The organism is Polaromonas sp., assembly GCF_031411155.1.
Taxonomy (GTDB): Bacteria; Pseudomonadota; Gammaproteobacteria; order Burkholderiales; family Burkholderiaceae_C; genus Polaromonas.
The window spans coordinates 1-18754 of record NZ_JANOAL010000190.1; the positions used below are offsets into that span (position 1 = coordinate 1).

Below are 18754 nucleotides of genomic sequence, written 5' to 3' on the forward strand. Positions count from 1 at the left end.
TGAGCGCATCCATACCGAAAACTCGTACAAGTACACGCTGCAGGGCATGACGGCGCTGCTGCGGCAGGCCGGTTTCAGCCAGACCCGCTACTGGGCCGACAGCCAGCAATGGTTTGCGGTGTTCTGGGCCGCCGCGCCAGGTGCCTGAAGCGGTTTTAGGGGCAAAAAGTGCCTCTAGCCCAATAACAAAGCGCGCAGGTAGCTATCAATTAGATAGCAAATAGCCCGCTCCTGGAGTACGGTCAGACCCGCTCGGCCACCCAGCCCGGCACCGATTGCAGCGCAGCGCCCAGCTTGGAGGCATCGCTGCCACCGGCCATCGCCATGTCGGCCTTGCCGCCGCCCTTGCCGCCCACCTGCTGCGCCACAAAGTTGACGAGTTCGCCGGCCTTGAGCTTGCCCACGCTGTCAGCGGTGACGCCGGCGGCGATCTGCACCTTGTCGCCGTCCACCGCCGCCAGCACGATGACGGCGGTTTTGAGCTTGTCCTTGAGCTTGTCCATGGTCTCGCGCAGGGTCTTGGCGTCGGCGCCTTCCAGCCGCGCGGCCAGCACTTTCAGGCCCTTCACATCGATGGCCTGGGTCATGAGTTCATCGCCCTGCGACGAGGCCAGCTTGCCCTTGAGCGCGGCGATTTCTTTTTCCAGCGACTTGACCTGGTCCAGCACCTGGCCAATACGGTTTTGCAGCTCGGCCGGGCTGGCCTTGAGCGTGCCGGCCGCTGACTGCACGGTGGACTCGAGCGACTGCAGATAAGCCAGCGCGTTCTCGCCGGTGACGGCTTCGACACGGCGCACACCGGCGGCGACGCCGCCCTCGGCAACGATCTTGAATAGCCCGATGTCACCGGTGCGGCCGACGTGGGTGCCGCCGCACAGCTCCTTGCTCGAACCAATGCTGAGCACGCGCACCTCGTCGCCATACTTCTCGCCAAACAGCATCATGGCGCCCGACTTCTGCGCGGCTTCCATGTCCATGACGCTCGCATCGGTCGCCACGTTGGACAGGATTTCGGCATTGACGCGCGCTTCGATCTCGCGAATCTGCGCGTCGGTGACCGGGGCGTTGTGCGCAAAGTCAAAGCGCGTGCGCTCGGCGTTGACCAGGGAGCCCTTTTGCTGCACATGCTCGCCCAGCACCTCGCGCAAGGCCTTGTGCATCAGGTGCGTGGCGCTGTGGTTGCGCACGGTGGCGGCGCGCTGGGCGGTATTGACCTGGGCCGTCACCGCATCGCCGACCTTGAGCGAGCCGGCTTCCTGCGTGCCGTGGTGGCCAAACACATCGGCCTTGATTTTCTGGGTGTCGTCGACTGCAAACACGGCGCCGCTTGCCGCGATACGGCCCTGGTCGCCGACCTGGCCGCCGCTTTCGGCATAAAAAGGCGTGGTGTTGAGCACCACCACACCGCTTTGCCCGGCGTTCAGCGCCGGCACGGCCACGCCATCGGCGTAAAGCGCCACGACCTTGGCGGGTTCTTCGAGCAGCTCATAACCGGTGAAGGCATTGCCGTCGCCGCTGTATTCCAGCGCGCGGTCCATCTTGAACTTGCCGGCGGCACGGCCCTTTGCTTTTTGCTGGTCCATGGCGGCATGAAAGCCTGCTTCGTCAACCTCTACGCCACTTTCACGACATACATCCTGCGTCAAATCAAGCGGGAACCCGTATGTGTCGTGCAATTTGAAAGCGATTTCACCGTCAAGCTTGCCGCGAGGAAGTGGGTCGGTGTGCTCGCGCCCATCAAGGAGGGCTTTATGCGCAGTATCACTGATACCCACGGGAGTGAGCAATGTGGCTAATTGAAGATCCAAAATCTCCATACCGTTTTCGAGCGTATCAAAAAACCGAACCTCTTCAATCCGCAACACGTCCGTAATCCGCTCAGCCTGCTCCGCCAGTCGGGGATAGGCGACTCCCATCAGTTGCACCAGGTCGGCCACCAGCTTGTGGAAAAACGGTGTCTTCTTGCCCAGCTTGTAACCATGGCGGATGGCGCGGCGAATGATGCGGCGCTGCACATAGCCGCGGCCTTCGTTGGACGGATTGACGCCGTCGCTCACCAAAAATGCGGTGGCGCGGATGTGGTCGGCAATCACGCGCAGCGACTTGTTGCCCAGGTCTTTTTCACCGGTTTCACGCGAGGCGGCCTTGATCAGCGCGTCAAAAATATCAATTTCGTAGTTGCTGTGAACATGCTGCAGGATGGCGGCCAGCCGTTCCAGCCCCATGCCGGTGTCCACGCAGGGCGCGGGCAAATTCTTCAGCGAGCCGTCGGGCTGCATGTCGAACTGCATGAACACATGGTTCCAGATCTCGATGTAGCGGTCGCCGTCCTGCTCGGGCGAACCGGGCGGGCCACCGGCAATCTCTGGGCCGTGGTCATAAAAGATCTCGCTGCAGGGGCCGCAGGGGCCGGTGTCGGCCATCATCCAGAAGTTGTCACTGGCGTACTTGGCACCCTTGTTGTCGCCAATGCGCACCACGCGCTCGGGCGGCAGGCCAATCTCTTTCGTCCAGATGTCGTAGGCCTCGTCGTCGTCGATGTAGACCGTGGCCCAAAGCTTGTCGGCCGGCAGCTGGTAGACCTCGGTCAGCAGCTCCCAGCCCCACTTCAGGCTGTCGCGCTTGAAGTAGTCACCAAAACTCCAGTTGCCCAGCATCTCGAAAAAGGTGTGGTGGCGCGCGGTGTAGCCGACGTTTTCCAGGTCATTGTGCTTGCCGCCGGCCCGCAGGCAGGCCTGCACCGAGGCCGCACGCACGTAATTGCGCTTGTCGGTGCCCAGAAACACGTCCTTGAACTGCACCATGCCCGAATTGGTAAACATCAGGGTCGGGTCATTGCCCGGCACCAGCGAGCTGGACGGCACCACGGTGTGGCCCTTGGACGCGAAGAAATCAAGAAAGGTCTTGCGGATGTCGGCGACGGTGATGGTGGGTTGGCTCATGGTGTGGATTAATTCTGAGGGAATGGCAATGGACGGCGGTAATCAGCATCGGGCAGCTGCAAGTGCAGGCAAGCCCTTGATTTTAGGTGGCTTTGAGCGCGGACAGAAAGCGCAGCACCGCCTCGTCCTGACCCCAGGCCACATTGAAGCGCAGCCAGGGGCTGGGCTCCAGGTCCACCGAAAACAGGTGACCCGGGCCCAGCAAAATGTCCTGCTCGACCGCCTTGTAGGCCAGTTCGGCAGCGTTCTGGACCGCCGGGTGGCGCGCCCACAGGAACAGGCCGGCCTTGGGCTCGGTGAACAGCTCAAAGCCCAGCTCCAGCAGCTGGGTGGCCAGCTGCTGCTGGCCCTGCGCCAGTCGCTCCTTGAGGGTTTTGATGTGTTTGCGCCAGCGCCCGTCGGTCAGGGCCCCATAGGCCAGCCGCTCGGTGAACTCGGACGAGGTCAGGCCCGAGATCATTTTGAGCCGCGCCAGCTCTTCGAGCAGTTCGGGGTTGGCCGCCACGAAGCCGACACGGATGTTGGGGGAGATGGTTTTTGAAAAACTGCTGATGTAAATCACCCGCTTCAATTGGTCCAGACTGGCCAGTGAAGGCCGGGACTCCGGGTCGAGGTCGGCATAAATGTCGTTTTCCACCACGATCAAGTCGTATTTTTCGGCCAGCTGCAGCACCCGGTGCAAATGCGCCAGGGAGGCGCTGGAGCCGGTCGGGCTTTGCAGCCGGGGCTGGGTGAAGAACACCTTGGGCCGGTGCTCAATGATGCGCGCCTCCAGGGTTTCCAGGTCGTAGCCCGCCGGAGTGCGCGGGGCGCCCACCAGCCGTGCGCCCAGAAACCTCAGTGAAAACAGCAAGTTGGCATAGCCCGGCTCATCCACCAGCACGGCGTCGCCCTCACGCACCAGCCGCCGCGCCGCCAGGTCCATGGCCTGGCTGGAACCCTGAGTCAGCAGCACCTGGTCGGCATTGACCACCACCTCCCTGGCAGCCAGCAGGTCACGCACCAGCTGGCGCAGGGGCAAATAACCCTTGGGCTCGCCATAGCCTCCCAGATCCACGTCTTCAGCGGCCAGGCTGCGCAGACTGCGCCGCATCCCCTCGGTAAACAGCCAGTCTCCGGGTAGCCAGCCGCAGCCGGGTTTGCTGCGCAGCGCGCGGTTCTCGAAAATGCGGCGCAAATACCACATCGAGTCAAAACTGTAGTGCCCCGAGCCGCCCAGGGACGATGACTCCTGGCTGCTGCGGCTGCGCACAAAAAACCCCGAATGCGCCTGCGACAGGAAATAGCCCAGCGCCACCAGCCTGTCGTAGGCGTCCACCACGGTGTAGACACTGACACCGTGTGCGTGCGCAAACTGGCGTATCGAAGGCAACTTGGCACCCGCACGCAGTGCCCCGTCGTCCATCAATTGACGAAAGCCTCCGACGATCTGCGTAACCAGCGGAACCGAAGACTGGGGGTCGAGTGCAAACATCGAAAGCAGGCCCCATCGGGCTAGGGTTTGTATGTAGTGGGGGCGCGGGCTGCACAGTGCACCCGGAACGGGCGCAGTCTGTATATGTTAACGCTGGGGCCAGCCCCCTACAGTCTGGTCTCGACCTGCTCGACAGTCCCAGGGCGACCGTGACCGCCCGCCAAGCCAAGGAACCTTCATGCACCGTGAACCTCATATGACCAACGCCGCCCTGTTCGCCCGCCGCCAGGCGGCCATTCCGCGCGGCGTCGGCCACAGCCACCAAATAGTCATTGCCCGTGGCGAAAACGCAGAAATATGGGACGTGGAAGGCCGGCGTTTTGTGGATTTTGCCGGCGGCATTGCCGTGCTCAATACCGGCCACCGCCACCCTGCCGTCATCCAGGCGGTCAAGGACCAGCTCGACCGCTACACCCACACCTGCTTTCAGGTCCTGGCCTATGAGCCTTACATCGAGCTGGCCGAACGCATCAACGCCAAAGCGCCAGGCAACTTTGCCAAGAAAACACTGTTTCTGACGACCGGCTCCGAAGCGGTGGAAAACGCCATCAAGATCGCACGTGCATCCACCGGGCGTTCGGGTGTCATCTGTTTTGGCGGTGGCTACCATGGCCGCACCTTGCTGACGCTGGCCATGACCGGCAAGGTGGCCCCCTATAAAACCGGCTTTGGCCCCTTCCCGGCGGAGGTGTTCCACGCCACGTTTCCGAATGCACTGCACGGCATCACGGTCGACGACTCCATCGCGTCGGTGGAATCCATCTTCAAGAACGACATCGAGGCCAGCCGCGTAGCCGCCATCATCATTGAGCCGGTACAGGGCGAAGGCGGCTTCAACGTCGCCCCGCCCGAGTTGCTGCAGCGCCTGCGCACCCTGTGCGACGCCCAGGGCATTTTGCTGATTGCCGACGAAATCCAGACCGGCGCCGGGCGCACCGGCACCTGGTTTGCCGTGGAGCAGAGCGGCGTTGCCCCCGACCTCATCACCATGGCCAAGTCCATGGCCGGCGGATTCCCGATTTCGGCAGTGGTCGGCCGCGCCGAGGTCATGGATGCAGCCGCCCCGGGTGGTCTGGGTGGCACCTATGCCGGCAGCCCGATCGCCTGCGCAGCGGCGTTGGCCGTGCTGGATGTCTTTGAAAAAGAAAACCTGCTGCTGCGCAGCCGCGACGTCGGCGAACGACTGACTGCGGCCCTGCGAGCCATGGCGGCACGCCACAGCTGCATTGGCGACGTGCGAGGCATGGGCGCCATGGTGGCCATCGAACTGTTCAAGAACGGTGACATCAAGCAGCCCGACGCTGATTTGGCCAAGCGCATGGCACTTGAGGCGGCTGCACGGGGCCTGATCCTGCTGACCTGCGGCACCCATGGCAATGTCATCCGCGTTCTGGTCCCCCTGACCGCCAGCGATGCGTTGCTTGACGAGGGCCTGGGCATCATGGCCGCCTGCTTTGACGCCCTGGCCTGAACCCCGCGACATGTTGCAGACTGTGGCCATGCCCGCCAACCCGCCGGGCTCCGGCGGGTACGCGCCGATTGCCAGGCCCCCTTCATCTGCATTAAATTTGTACACCGGCTTGCGGCAATCCGATAGACACTTGCAGGGTACAACCAGCCCACACACGATGACCCCTATCCATCCCCTGGTGAGCTTTAGCGGAATCCAGAAAACCTACGACGGCATCAATCTCGTGGTGCGTGACCTGAACCTGGATATCCGGCAGGGCGAGTTTTTGTCGCTGCTGGGCCCTTCAGGTTCGGGCAAGACCACCACGCTGATGATGCTGGCCGGTTTCGAGTCCCCCACCGCGGGTGAAATCAGCCTGAACGGCGTACCGATCACGCGCACGCCGCCGCACAAGCGCAACTTCGGCATGGTGTTCCAGAACTACGCGCTGGTCCCCCACATGACCGTCGCCGACAACATCGCCTACCCGCTGACGGTGCGCAAGCTGCCAAGCCTTGAACGCGAGGCCAAGGTGGCGCGCGCGCTGGACATGGTGCAGCTCGGCCGCATGGGCACGCGTTACCCGTCGCAACTTTCGGGAGGGCAGCAGCAGCGCGTGGCCCTGGCCCGCGCGCTGGTGTTCGACCCGCAACTGGTGCTGATGGACGAACCCCTGGGCGCACTGGACAAACAGCTGCGCGAGCACATGCAGATCGAACTGAGGGCACTGCACCGCCGCCTCGGCGTGACATTCGTCTACGTCACCCACGACCAGACCGAAGCCCTGACCATGTCCGACCGCGTGGCCGTTTTCAATGACGGCGCGATCCAGCAAATCGACACGGTAGACCGCCTGTATGAGACGCCAGTGAACCGCTTCGTGGCAGGCTTTGTCGGCGACGGCACCGTGATGCAGGCCGAGGTCATCCGGCTCGACGGCAGCCACTGCGAGGTCCGCCTGCCCAGCGGCATCCAGCTGCGCGGCTTTAACGTCAACGAGGCCCAGGTGGGGGATACGGTGCAGTGCGGCATCCGCCCGGAGCGGCTGCAGATTGCGCAAGATCCGGCCGGCAACACCTTCGAGACCCGGGTCATCGACATCATGTATTTTGGCGATCACCTGCGCCTGCGCTGTGAGCTGCCCGGCCAGCCCGATGCCACCATCAAGATGCCGCTGGCCCACCACCAGTTGCCCGAACCGGGCCAGACCATACAGGTCCATGCCCCCGAAGAACACCTGCGTGTGTACCGCTGACCATCAGCGTTTTCAAGCGTTTTCAACTTCCAACAAAGGAAATTCCGATGAGACTCAAACCCCTGATATTTGCCCTAGCTGCCAGCATCGCCTTGCCCGTACTCGCGCAGAACCAGCTGACGGTGGTTAACTTTGGTGGGGCCAACGGCGCCGCCCAGAAAAAAGCCTATTTCGAGCCCTTCGAGAAATCCGGCGCCGGCAAGATCACGCAAGTCGAATACAACGGCGAACAGGCCAAGATCAAGGCCATGGTCGAAGCCAAGAAGATCAGCTGGGACGTCGTCGAGGTCGAAAGCCCGGACATCCACCGCGGTTGCGACGAAGGCCTGTTCGAGAAGCTGGACTGGTCCAAATTGGGCAGCAAGGCCGACTTCCAGCCAGCGGCTGTGCACGAGTGCGGCGTCGGCGTGTTTATCTGGTCCACGGTGCTGGCCTACAACGGCGACAAGCTCAAGACCGCCCCCACCACCTGGGCCGATTTCTGGGACACCACGAAATTCCCCGGCAAACGCGGCATGCGCAAGGGCGCCCGCTACAACCTGGAATTTGCCCTGATGGCCGACGGCGTAAAAACCGCTGACGTGTACAAGGTGCTGGGAACCAAGGACGGCGCAGAACGCGCCTTCAAGAAACTGACTGAACTCAAGCCGAGCATCCAGTTCTGGGAAGCCGGTGCGCAGCCGCCGCAGTTCCTGGTGGCCGGCGACGTGGTCATGACCACCGCCTACAACGGCCGTATTGACGCAGCCCAGCGCGAGGGCAAGAACCTCAAGATCAGCTGGACCGGCGGCATTTACGACCTCGACTACTGGGTCATGCCCAAGGGAACGCCCAACAAGGATCTGGCCGTGAAATTCATCGCCATGGCCTCTACGCCCGATGCGCAGGCCGAGTACGCACGCAACATCTCCTACGGCCCGACCAACAACAAGGCGCTGGCCAAGCTGGACCCCAAGGTGCTGGCGCTGCTGCCGACTTCCCCGGCCAACAGCAAGGACGCGCTGCAGTTCAACATCTCGTTCTGGGCTGACCAGGGCGAGGCGCTGGAAAAACGCTTCGCCGCCTGGGCCGCACAGTAAGCCCGGCATGAAAAGGGCGCGCGCATGACCGCAACGGCTTCTCTGCCCATGACGCCTCTGGCCCCGCATGGTGCCGCTGGACCGGCCCTGGCCGTTCAGCTGCACCGGGTGGAGCGCCGCAAGCGCCTGCGCGCCATGGCTCTGACCCTGCCTCTGCTGTTGTTCCTGGCGGTCACCTTTCTGGTGCCGTTGGGGGCCTTGCTGGTGCGTGCGGTGGAAAACCCGGAAGTCGCCGGCACGCTGGGCCGGACCGGCGAAGCGCTGGCTGGCTGGGATAGGAAAAGCGCGCCGCCCGACGCGGCCTACGCCGCCTTGCTGGCCGACCTGTCGGCAATTCCAGAGACGGCGCAGGCCGGCGTGCTGGCGCGCCGCCTCAACAGCGAGATCGGTGGCGCGCGCTCGCTCATCATGAGCACCTACCGCGCACTGCCGCTGGGCACTGGATTGAGCCCGGCCCAGGCCAAAGAAAAACTGCTGGCGCACGACCCGCGCTGGGCGGAATTGCCCTACTGGTGGGCGATTGCCAAGAACAGTTCGCGCTGGACGCCCGACTACCTGCTGACCGCGGTTGACCTGAAACGCGATGCCCAGGGCCAGATCGTGCGCGTGGGCGCAGGCGAAGCGGCCTTCAGCGACATTTTGCTGCGCACTTTTTCGATCAGCGCCATCGTCACGCTGCTGTGCATCGCGCTCGGCTATCCGCTGGCTTACTGGCTGTCCACCCTGAGCGAGCGGCGCGCCAACCTGATGATGATTCTGGTGCTGCTGCCGTTCTGGACTTCGGTGCTGGTGCGCATCGCCGCCTGGATCGTGCTGCTGCAGTCGAACGGGCTGGTGAATCGCTTCTTGATGTTCGCGGGTCTCACCGATATGCCGGTGCCGCTGCTGTTCAACCGGCTCGGCGTCATCATTGCCATGGTGCACATCCTGCTGCCTTTCATGATTCTTCCGCTTTACAGCGTGATGAAATCGGTCCCCAGCAACTACGTGCGGGCCGCGGTGTCGCTGGGCAGTGCGCCACTGGCCGCCTTCTTCCGCGTTTACGTTCCGCAAACTTACCCCGGGGTGGCCGCCGGCGGGCTGCTGGTGTTCATCACCTCGATCGGCTATTACGTGACGCCGGCGCTGCTGGGTGGCCCTGGCGACCAGATGCTAAGCTATTACGTGGCCCAGTACACCAATGTGGAGGTCAATTGGGGCATGGCCTGTGCGCTGGGTTCTGTCTTGTTGACGGCCACTCTGATTCTGTACGCTTTTTACCGCCGCTTCGCCAAAGCCGAGCTGAGCCTGGGCTGAATCGACATGAAACCCCCTGCCTTCCCCGCCTATTACACCCTCGCCGACAAGCTCGGTTGGTACGGGCTGCGCCTGCTTTGCGCCGCCGTGCTGTTTTTTCTGCTGCTGCCCATCCTGGTCATCATTCCCCTGTCGTTCAGCAACTCCTCGTTTCTGGCCTACCCGATTCCTGGCTGGTCGCTGCGCTGGTACCAGGAGCTGTTTGCCTCCGATGACTGGGCCCGCGCCACACGCAACAGTTTTATCGTGGCACCGCTGGCAACGCTGATTGCCACGACGCTGGGCACGCTGGCAGCCGTCGGCCTGGCCCGCGCGCAGTTTTTTGGCAAGGGCCTGCTCACCAGTCTGCTGATCGCGCCCATGGTGGTGCCGATTGTGGTGGTGGGTGTCAGCACCTACCTGTTTTTTGCCCGCATCGGCCTGTCTGACTCCTACACCGGGCTGGTGCTGGTGCATGCGGCCCTCGGTGCGCCATTTGTCGTCACCACCGTACTGGCCACGTTGCAGGGCTTCAACCAGAATCTGGTCAAGGCCAGCCTGAGCCTGGGCGCCGGACCGCTGCAAACCTTTTTTCGCGTCACCCTGCCGGTGATTGCGCCGGGCGTGGTGTCGGGCGCGCTGTTTGCGTTTGCCACCTCCTTCGACGAGGTGGTGGTCACGCTGTTTCTGGCCGGCCCGACCCAGGCCACGCTGCCGCGCCAGATGTTTACCGGCATCCGCGAGAACATCTCGCCCACCATTGCCGCCGTGGCGACCTTGCTGATTTTGTTCACTGCCGCGCTGATGATGGTGCTGGAGTGGTTGCGCGGACGCGCCAAATAACAGGAAGAAAGGCCACCTGATGAGCCGAGCAGCCACGACCTTCAATCAACCGCTGGGCGGCAATACCATGCCCCGCTTCGGCGGCTGGGCCAGCATGATGCGACTGCCCATGTGCAGCGAGGCGGCCGGACTCGATGCCGCGTTCATCGGCGTGCCGCTGGACATTGGCACCAGCCACCGGCCCGGCACGCGCTTCGGCCCGCGCCAGATCCGGGCCGAATCCAGCCTGATCCGGCCCTACAACATGGCCACCGGCGCGGCGCCGTTTGACGCCCTGCAGGTTGCCGACCTGGGCGATGTGGCCATCAACACCTACAACCTGCACAAGTCCATAGAGATCATCGAACGGCACTACCAGCCGGTGATTGACACCGGCTGCAAGCCGCTGACGCTGGGCGGCGACCACACCATCGTGCTGCCAATCCTGCGGGCCCTGGTGCGGCGCCACGGCCCGGTGGCGCTGGTGCATGTGGACGCCCATGCGGATGTCAACGACGACATGTTCGGTGAGGGCATCGCGCATGGAACACCGTTCCGGAGGGCCGTGGAAGAAGGGCTGCTCCAGACCAGCAAGGTATGGCAGATCGGTCTGCGCGGCAGCGGCTATGGCGCCGATGATTTCGACTGGCCGCGGCAGCAGGGTTTCACGGTGGTGCAAGCCCACGAGGTATGGTACCAGTCGCTCGCCCCCTTGATGGCGCGGGTGCGTGAAGCTATCGGGCAGGCCCCGTGCTACCTGAGCTTTGATATCGACGGCATCGACCCCGCGTTTGCTGGCGGCACCGGCACGCCCGAGGTCGGTGGGCTGACGGTTCCGCAGGCGCTCGAAATCATCCGCGGTTGCCGCGGACTGAACCTGGTGGGCGCTGATCTGGTCGAGGTATCGCCCCCCTATGATGTCTCCGGCAACACGGCGCTGCTGGGTGCCAACCTGCTGTTCGAAATGCTTTGCGTGCTGCCCGGCGTGAGCTACCGCTGATACCTTGCCCCGTCACCGCGGACAGGACAAGGTATTGAAAATCCGCTACTCTGACCTGCCCATTTCCCCACCCTGCTCTGGACAAACCACCATGGACATGAAGACCTCTCCCCTGGCCCTCCTCAAGGACCCCAGCCTGCTGAAAACCGATGCGCTGATCAAAGGCCAATGGCTGGCCGGCACATCACGGTTTGATGTGACCGACCCGTCCACCGGCCAGAAACTGGCCGACGTGGCCGACCTGGGGCCGCAGGATGCCGAGGCCGCCATTGCCGCCGCCAACGCGGCCTGGCCGGCCTGGCGCAGCAAAACCGGCAAGGAACGCCATGCCATCCTGATGAAGTGGTACCAGTTGCTGATGGCGAATCAGGAAGACCTGGCCCGCATCATGACGGCCGAGCAGGGCAAGCCGTTTGCCGAGGCCAAGGGCGAAATTGCCTATGGCGCCAGCTTTGTCGAGTGGTTTGCCGAAGAGGCCAAGCGCGTCAATGGCGAAACCTTGCCGCAGTTTGACAACAACCGCCGCCTGATGGTGGTCAAGCAGCCGATTGGCGTGTGCGCCGCCATCACGCCCTGGAACTTTCCGCTGGCCATGATCACGCGCAAGGTGGCCCCGGCGCTGGCGGCGGGCTGCCCGGTGGTGATCAAGCCGGCCGAGCTGACGCCGCTGACCGCGCTGGCGGCGGCCGAACTGGCCGTGCGCGCCGGCATTCCGGCCGGCGTGCTCAATGTGCTGACCAGCACCCACAGCGCTGACATCGGCAAGGTGCTGTGCGCCAGCCCGGTGGTGCGGCACCTGAGCTTTACCGGCTCCACCGAGGTCGGCCGCATCCTGATGGCGCAAAGCGCGCCAACGGTCAAGAAGCTGTCGCTGGAACTCGGCGGCAATGCGCCCTTCATCGTGTTTGACGATGCCGACATTGACTCGGCCGTCGAAGGCGCGATGGCCAGCAAGTACCGCAATGCCGGCCAGACCTGCGTCTGCGCCAACCGCATTTATGTGCAGGATGGCGTATACGACCAGTTCGTTGAAAAATTCGCCGCCAAGGTCAAGGCGCTCAAGGTCGGCAACGGCTTTGAGGACGGCGTGGTGCAAGGCCCGCTGATTGAAGATTCAGCCGTTGACAAGGTGCAGCGTCATGTGGCCGACGCGATTGCCAAGGGCGGCAAGCTGCTGGTGGGCGGCCACAAGCTGAAAGGCCAGTTTTTTGAACCCACGGTGGTGTCCGAAGCCAGCGCCGACATGCTGTGCGCCAGGGAAGAAACCTTCGGCCCGTTTGCGCCGGTATTTCGCTTCAAGACCGAGCAGGAGGCGATAGACGCGGCCAACAACACCGAATTTGGCCTGGCCAGCTATTTCTACAGCCGCGACATCGGCCGCATCTACCGCGTGGCTGAAGCGCTGGAATACGGCATGGTTGGCATCAACGCCGGCGTGATCGCCACCGAGCATGTGCCCTTCGGCGGCGTCAAGCAGTCCGGCCTGGGCCGCGAGGGCTCCAGCCACGGCATGGAGGAGTACACCGAGATGAAATACCTTTGCCTTGGAGACATTCTCAAATGAAGCGCCGCATCTTTGCCCAGGCCGCTGCCGCGACCTTAAGCGCTACATTTTTGATAGCTGTTGAGGCGCAGAACACGGGGGCTACCCCGCAAAAACATCACAAAATTGTGATCCAGGTCAGCGACGCGGACCCGGCCAAATGGAACCTGGCGCTCAACAACGCCAAAAACCTGCAGGACGACGTCGGCGCGGCCAATGTCGACGTTGAAATTGTGGCTTATGGGCCCGGCATCGGCATGCTCAAGCTGGAGTCTGCTACGGGCTCACGCATTGCCGACACCATGAAGGCGAACGTCAAGGTGATTGCCTGCGAAAACACCATGCGCGGCCAGAAGCTGAGCAAAGACGACATGCTGCCCGCCATCAGCTACGTGCCGGCTGGCGTGACTGAAATCATGAAAAAACAGGGCGAAGGCTGGGCTTACCTGCGCCCTTGAAGGCGGTTTCCGCACTGCTTTTATAATCGCTGCTACGCGGGTGTAGTTCAATGGCAGAACTTTTGCTTCCCAAGCAAATAGCGTGGGTTCGATTCCCATCACCCGCTCCAGTTTCGTAAGCCCTTGCGGGCCACTCTGCATCTTTCCAAAACCGCCTGGACTCCCCTCATTAATCTGAAAGGCGGCTTGCAGTCTGCTCCAGCCATTGGTGACTGCTCCTCCAGCGCCGCTCCGGCAGCCGTCGCCTCAGCGCTCGGCAATGTAGTGCGACATGCGCGCGCTTTCGCCGTGCGCCAGGAAGGCGCGCACCTCGGCTTCGAGCGTGTGGTCGGCCACGGTAGCGCGAGCGCGCTGGTGCAGGTAGTCGGCCCATGAGGTCACCAGGAAACGCTCCACATAGCGGGATGGTTCGCCCAGGTCCTTGTAGACGCGCCAGAAGGTGGCGCCATCGCGCCGGCGCGGCGCCTTCATCTGGCCAATGGTGTCGAGAAAGGCGTGGTCCGCCCCGGCGCGGATGCGGTAGGCCACCTCCACCGCCACCGGGCCGGCCTCGGGGCTGGGTTCGGCCTCCACGAACAACTCTTCCCAGGGCGTGCCCTGCGTCACTTCCTGGGCCGCTCCCACGCGCAACGGAAACGGGCGCGCCAGCAGCAGGCCGGCGGCCATCAGCAGGCCGGCCGCGACCAGCGCGGATGTAAGACCGGCGATGTCGGACAGCGCGCCCCAGAACGCCGAACCGATGGCGAAGGCGCCCAGCGAAGCCACGATATGCAGCGCCACCGCACGCGAGCGCACCCACGGCGGCGCGCTGGACTGGGTGGCGGTGTTGAAGGTCGACATGGCCGCCATCCACGCGGCGCCGCCGACCGCCATGGCACCATAGACCAGCAGCGGCACGCGGACCCAGGCGGCAAGCAGCATGACGGCAGAAAACGCCACGCAGCTGGCGCCAACGACAGCGTCGAGTCCGAAACGCGCGCGCATGCGACCGATGACCAGACCGGTGGCCACCGCGCCGGTGCCCAGGCAACCCATTAACAGGCCGAAGCCCTGCGCGCCGGCGCCCAGCTGACGCTGTGCAATCACCGGCAGCAGCGCCCACAGTGCCGAGCCGGCCGCACTGTAGGCCATGGCCCGCACCAGTTGCGCCAGGATCATGCGCGAGTGCCAGGCAAAACGCAGCCCGCTAAGCGTACCGCTCCATAGGCGCTCGGCCGGCAGGCGCGACGGCGGGTGAGCGCGTGGCGGCCAGCGGCGGATCGATTCCCACATCACCAGCGTCGTGAATACCGTGACCGCGAACACCCAGCCCGCACCCAGGTGCGCGAACAGCAAACCGGCGAGCGTGGGGCCTATGGCGCGCGCCACGTTGTAGGCAATGCTGACAGCGGTGATGGCCTGCGGCCATTCGTCCCGGGGAACCGGGTCCACCACGGACGAGTTCCAGGCCGGCGTCAGCACCGCCGTGCAGCAGCCACACACAAACACCAGAAAAAGTACCAAGGCCGGCCCACCCCAGCCAGCCAGCACCAGCAAGGCCAGCAGCGCGCATGCGGCCACCTGCGCCAGCAGCGCGCTGGCGATCAGGCGCCGGCGATCACTGGTGTCGGCCAGCACGCCCGCGGGCAGCGCCAGCAGGAACATGGGCAGGAAAACCGCGGTCTGCACGAGCGCTGCGAGGAAGGACGAACCGCTTAGCTCGACCATGAGCCAGGCAGCCGCCATGGACTGCATGCCGTTGCCAATGAAAAAGACGCCGCCGCAAAGCCAAAGCCCGCGAAAGGCGGGCTGGCGCAGGGGACTCCAGATAGAGGGGGTGATCGGCATGGGATCATTATTTCCCAGAACGAGCAGCCCCAAGCCGACGATCGCGCATGGCCGCTACCGGCACCATGATTCATCGGCATCCTGGCGTTCATAGCGTGATCCAGTGCCCGAGCTTTCGGTGGCTCCCGGTTGCGCTCGCCCGCGATGTCCAGCAGCGCCTCCGCAAACTCCTCGGCCATGCCCTCAGAGACGGCAGTCGCTGGGTCCGGTTGATTGACCCCAACAGCGACTGGCATCGCGCAGCCCGGGTCAACAGATATCCGCCGAGCGCCTTTTTGTAAGGTCTGTAGTTTGTTGCATATTGTGTGTGGCGCTCGATTGCGATGTGCATTGAGCACATTTAGGATGCCAGAGCGCGGCCAAATGTTGACCGCACCGCTCACGCAGCGATCAGCGTGTCAACTGAAGGGGACAATAATGTTCAATAAATCCTTGAAGTCGCCCGGCCGAACCGGGCGGAGCACCGCAGCCGCCCTGTTGTTGCTGGGCGCACTGGCAACTGGAGGCGCCCAGGCCGCATCGTCGGCCGGCTGCGAAGGCGGTGGATTCACGGTGCTGGGCAGGAGCGGCACGCAAAATACTGCGGTGCCAGCGGCCCAGGTCACCCCCACATTCGAGGTCGTGGGCAAATATGTGACCTTCCAGGTCGATGCCGCCACTTTCGGCATCCGCAACTACACGCTCACCGGTGCAGCCAACGCGCTCGACATCACCGGAGGCAGGTCGACACCCGTGTTTGCCAGCAAGCTGCCTGAGCACCGCGGCCTGACGCTCACTGGCGACGTGTTTCTCGAACAAAAGGACGATGCCCTCAGCATCGGCCGGGAAGGCCCCGGCCTGGTGATGAAGCTGCAGGCCAAGGACTGTGCCAACGGCGGTGTGTTCCAGATGGAAGTCGAACGCGCGGACGAAACCACCACGCTGTTCACTCACACGCTGGCGGGCATCGACTCCCTGCGCGACCCGCTCACGGCGTTTTACTCTGACAATCGCAATTTCCGCAACCGCGAGGGTGACGTGCTGCCCTACAAGGACACCACCGTCACCGTGAGCCCACGCATCAACTTCGGCAACGACTTCTCGGCAAAATTCGTTGGCCGTGACAGTCCGCAAGTCGCTACACGGGTCAACAACAGCGCCTGTACCAACATCATCCAGCGGCGCGCCGGCGCTTCACCATCCACTGCGACCGTGCTGCATTGCGGAGGCATCTCCAAATGGCTGGTTGCCAGCGGCGGCCGCATGGGCATGGTGTTTGGCGAGGATGCGACCGAGGTCGCGCCACCAGCCACGACTTGCGTGCAAAACTGCCAGGCGCAAAACCGGGTGCGCGGCCGGGCGGTAGTGCTTGGCTTTCCGTTTCCGGTGGCAGCGGCTGACCGGCTGAAACCGCGCAACCCGTGACACCCTGAGGCACCACTGATCCGGCGCAGCCGGTCGGCCACCGTCCTGCTGCGGTTGGGCGGTCGGGCGAAGGAGTCGGCGCACCTCACGGCTACGCCAATTCCTACGTCGCGCCCTGCCCCACCTCCACCATGAAATTGGCGTCAAATAGGGGATTTTCATTGACCCCGCCCTGGGCATAACCACGCGGGTTGCAGACCACGCGGGTCGACTTGAGGGTGTAGTCGAAGCTGTCGTGGGTATGGCCGTGCACCCAGAGCTGGACCCGCTTGCCGCCCAGCAGATGCTCCGCGTCGGAGACAAAGCAGGCGTTGAGCATCGAGTCGGCAAACCGCGGGTGAATGCTTTGCCGCGACGGTGCATGGTGAGTAATCACCACGGTCGGGCCGGCATGGGGCTCGGCGAGTTTGCCTGCCAGCCAGGCGGCATGGCGCTGAAACAGCGAGGCGGAATCGACTGGCGTGAACAACGAGTCGAGCGCTTCGTCCAGGTAAATCCGCTGGTAGTCGCGCATGAAGCGCATGGCTTGCTCGGCCGCTGCGCTGCGTCCCTCCTCATAGCCGTAAAGCAAAAAATCAGTCCAGAGCGTGCTGCCCAGAAAGCGGATGCCGTTGATGTGCAGTTCATCGTCATCGAGCAGATGAATCCAGGTGCCCTGGCACAGGCGCTTCAATTCGGCCGGCACGCCGGTAAGGCTGCCGCCGTAAAACTCGTGATTGCCGGGCACATACAGCACCGGCCTGGAAAACGCCGAGGCCCAGGCCACCGCCTCGGCCGGGCGCGCAATGTCGCCCGCCAGGATGACCAGATCGGCATCGTTGTCTGGCAGCGGCAGCCCACCCTGGCTCAGGTGCAGGTCCGACAGGATGTTGAGTTTCATGGTGGTAACCCGATGCCTTGTAGTTATATCACGTCGTGATACATTTTGCGGATGATGACCGCAGACCGAAGACAGCAAACCGCAGGGCCGATGCGCAAGGCGGATTTCGTGGCGCTGGCCGAGTTTCGCTACCGGCTGCGCCGCTTTCTGCGCTTCAGCGAAGAACTGAGTCAGGACAACGGCATTACCCCGCTGCAATACCAGCTGATGCTGCAGCTCAGGGGTTTTCCGGGCCGGGTCTGGGCCACGGTGGCCGAGTTGGCGGAGCGGCTGCAGGCCAAGCACCACGGAGTGGTGGCGCTGGTCACCCGCTGCGAGGCGCTGGGCCTGGTGCTGCGGCGTAGCAGCCAGAACGATTTGCGGGTGGTGGAGATTCATTTGACCGCCCAGGGCAGGCGCTGCATAGACCGGCTGGCGCGGCTGCACCGCAGCGAGCTGCAGTCGCTGATCGGGCTGCTGGACGCAAGACCATGAAGCCTTCAGCCGAAGATCCTGAAATGCCCAATCCCCCTGCCGGCGTTGACAGCCTCGAGGGCAGCTTTAGCGCGCCACTGCACATGCTGGCCGCCTGCCACCGGCGCATCGCGCAGCAGTGCGACGCCCTGCAGCGCCTGCTGCCGCACCTGGCGGCCCATGGCGTTGACGAACAGGCCAGAGAGGCGGCGCAGAACATCGTGCGCGATTTCAACCGCGCCGCACGCGATCACCTTGAGGACGAGGAGCTGGCGCTGTTTCCGGCCCTGATCGAATCCATGGCCGGATCGGACGCGGTCTGCCTGCGCGAGTTGACGCAGGGACTGGCCCAAGAGCATCAGCTCATCGAGGCCGCCTGGCGACCGCTGCGCACCGCGCTGGGGCAGATCGCGGCCGGCGAGGCTGCCACGCTGGCCTGGAACGCGGTGGAAGATTTCGTGTCGCTGTGCCTGCGTCACCTGGAACGCGAAAAGGCCGAGCTGCTGCCGATGGCGGCCCGTCTGCTGACCGACGCCGACATCACCCGCTTGGGCCGGGCCATGCGCGAGCAGCGCGGCATCAAGCCGCCCTAGTTTTCTGCCGCGCGGGCTCAGTGCAGCTTGACGCCAGTCCTGGCCTGCAACGCTTCCATGCTGACGCCCGGTGCCAGCTCAACCACCTTCAGCCCCTGTGGCGTCACATCCATCACGGCCAGGTCGGTGATGATGCGGTTGACCACGCCAACGCCGGTCAGCGGCAGCGTGCATTTCTCCAGAATCTTGAGGTCTTCGGTGCCGTCTTTCTTTTTGGCAACGTGTTCCATCAGCACAATGACGCGCTTGACGCCAGCCACCAGGTCCATCGCGCCGCCCATGCCCTTGACCATCTTGCC

17 protein-coding genes and 1 tRNA gene are annotated in these 18754 nt (G+C 63.8%); 13 read left to right on the forward strand and 5 right to left on the reverse strand.

Annotated elements, in window-relative coordinates:
- Positions 1-148: L-histidine N(alpha)-methyltransferase (locus RMO23_RS12085; RefSeq protein WP_309681828.1), on the forward strand; the 148-nt coding region annotated here is incomplete at its 5' end.
- Between the two features lie 94 nt (positions 149-242).
- On the opposite strand, the gene alaS is transcribed toward RMO23_RS12085, so the two are convergent.
- Together alaS and RMO23_RS12095 are read right to left on the reverse strand one after the other, a co-directional pair.
- On the reverse strand, positions 243-2942 hold the full coding sequence (gene alaS / locus RMO23_RS12090) for an alanine--tRNA ligase (RefSeq protein WP_309681797.1): 2700 nt from the start codon (positions 2940-2942) through the stop codon (positions 243-245).
- An 82-nt stretch (positions 2943-3024) separates the two neighbouring features.
- Positions 3025-4416, reverse strand: a complete 1392-nt coding sequence (locus RMO23_RS12095) for a PLP-dependent aminotransferase family protein (protein WP_309681799.1) — start codon at positions 4414-4416, stop codon at positions 3025-3027.
- 178 nt (positions 4417-4594) lie between these two features.
- On the opposite strand from RMO23_RS12095, the gene gabT reads away from it, so the two are divergent.
- The 9 genes from gabT (at position 4595) to RMO23_RS12140 (ending at position 13408) form a co-directional block, all read left to right on the forward strand.
- Entirely contained in the window at positions 4595-5887 is a 1293-nt protein-coding gene (gene gabT / locus RMO23_RS12100) for a 4-aminobutyrate--2-oxoglutarate transaminase (RefSeq protein WP_309681801.1), read from the forward strand.
- A 157-nt stretch (positions 5888-6044) separates the two neighbouring features.
- Entirely contained in the window at positions 6045-7121 is a 1077-nt protein-coding gene (locus RMO23_RS12105; RefSeq protein ID WP_309681802.1) for an ABC transporter ATP-binding protein, read from the forward strand.
- Between the two features lie 47 nt (positions 7122-7168).
- Positions 7169-8200, forward strand: coding sequence for an ABC transporter substrate-binding protein (locus RMO23_RS12110; protein ID WP_309681804.1), 1032 nt, complete (start codon positions 7169-7171; stop codon positions 8198-8200).
- Positions 8201-8224: 24 nt separating this feature from the next.
- Positions 8225-9496, forward strand: a complete 1272-nt coding sequence (locus RMO23_RS12115; protein WP_405041600.1) for an ABC transporter permease — start codon at positions 8225-8227, stop codon at positions 9494-9496.
- A gap of 6 nt (positions 9497-9502) precedes the next feature.
- Entirely contained in the window at positions 9503-10318 is an 816-nt protein-coding gene (locus RMO23_RS12120; protein ID WP_309681809.1) for an ABC transporter permease, read from the forward strand.
- 19 nt (positions 10319-10337) lie between these two features.
- Positions 10338-11297 carry an agmatinase gene (speB, locus tag RMO23_RS12125; RefSeq protein WP_309681811.1) on the forward strand — a complete coding sequence of 320 codons (960 nt, stop codon included), beginning with the start codon at positions 10338-10340 and terminating at the stop codon, positions 11295-11297.
- A 91-nt stretch (positions 11298-11388) separates the two neighbouring features.
- On the forward strand, positions 11389-12861 hold the full coding sequence (locus RMO23_RS12130) for an NAD-dependent succinate-semialdehyde dehydrogenase (RefSeq protein ID WP_309681813.1): 1473 nt from the start codon (positions 11389-11391) through the stop codon (positions 12859-12861).
- Positions 12858-13298, forward strand: a complete 441-nt coding sequence (locus tag RMO23_RS12135) for a DsrE family protein (protein ID WP_309681815.1) — start codon at positions 12858-12860, stop codon at positions 13296-13298. The genes RMO23_RS12130 and RMO23_RS12135 overlap by 4 nt, the downstream gene beginning before the upstream one ends.
- A 36-nt stretch (positions 13299-13334) precedes the next feature.
- Positions 13335-13408, forward strand: a tRNA-Gly gene (locus RMO23_RS12140).
- A 136-nt stretch (positions 13409-13544) separates the two neighbouring features.
- Here RMO23_RS12140 and RMO23_RS12145 read toward each other — a convergent pair.
- On the reverse strand, positions 13545-15125 hold the full coding sequence (locus RMO23_RS12145; protein ID WP_309681817.1) for an MFS transporter: 1581 nt from the start codon (positions 15123-15125) through the stop codon (positions 13545-13547).
- Between the two features lie 417 nt (positions 15126-15542).
- Here RMO23_RS12145 and RMO23_RS12150 point away from each other — a divergent pair, with 417 nt between their 5' ends.
- Positions 15543-16529 carry a hypothetical protein gene (locus RMO23_RS12150; RefSeq protein ID WP_309681820.1) on the forward strand — a complete coding sequence of 329 codons (987 nt, stop codon included), beginning with the start codon at positions 15543-15545 and terminating at the stop codon, positions 16527-16529.
- A gap of 103 nt (positions 16530-16632) precedes the next feature.
- Here the strand turns inward: RMO23_RS12150 and RMO23_RS12155 are convergent, their stop codons facing one another.
- On the reverse strand, positions 16633-17409 hold the full coding sequence (locus tag RMO23_RS12155; RefSeq protein ID WP_309681822.1) for a metallophosphoesterase: 777 nt from the start codon (positions 17407-17409) through the stop codon (positions 16633-16635).
- 54 nt (positions 17410-17463) lie between these two features.
- On the opposite strand from RMO23_RS12155, the gene RMO23_RS12160 reads away from it, so the two are divergent.
- A complete protein-coding gene (locus RMO23_RS12160) occupies positions 17464-17883 on the forward strand; it encodes a MarR family transcriptional regulator (protein WP_309681830.1) in 420 nt (139 codons plus the stop codon).
- Between the two features lie 23 nt (positions 17884-17906).
- The gene (locus RMO23_RS12165; protein ID WP_309681824.1) at positions 17907-18455 is read left to right on the forward strand and encodes a hemerythrin domain-containing protein; all 549 of its coding nucleotides are present in this window, start codon (positions 17907-17909) and stop codon (positions 18453-18455) included.
- Positions 18456-18472: 17 nt separating this feature from the next.
- On the opposite strand, the gene RMO23_RS12170 is transcribed toward RMO23_RS12165, so the two are convergent.
- On the reverse strand, positions 18473-18754 hold a 282-nt coding region (locus tag RMO23_RS12170), incomplete at its 5' end, for a CoA-transferase (RefSeq protein ID WP_309681826.1).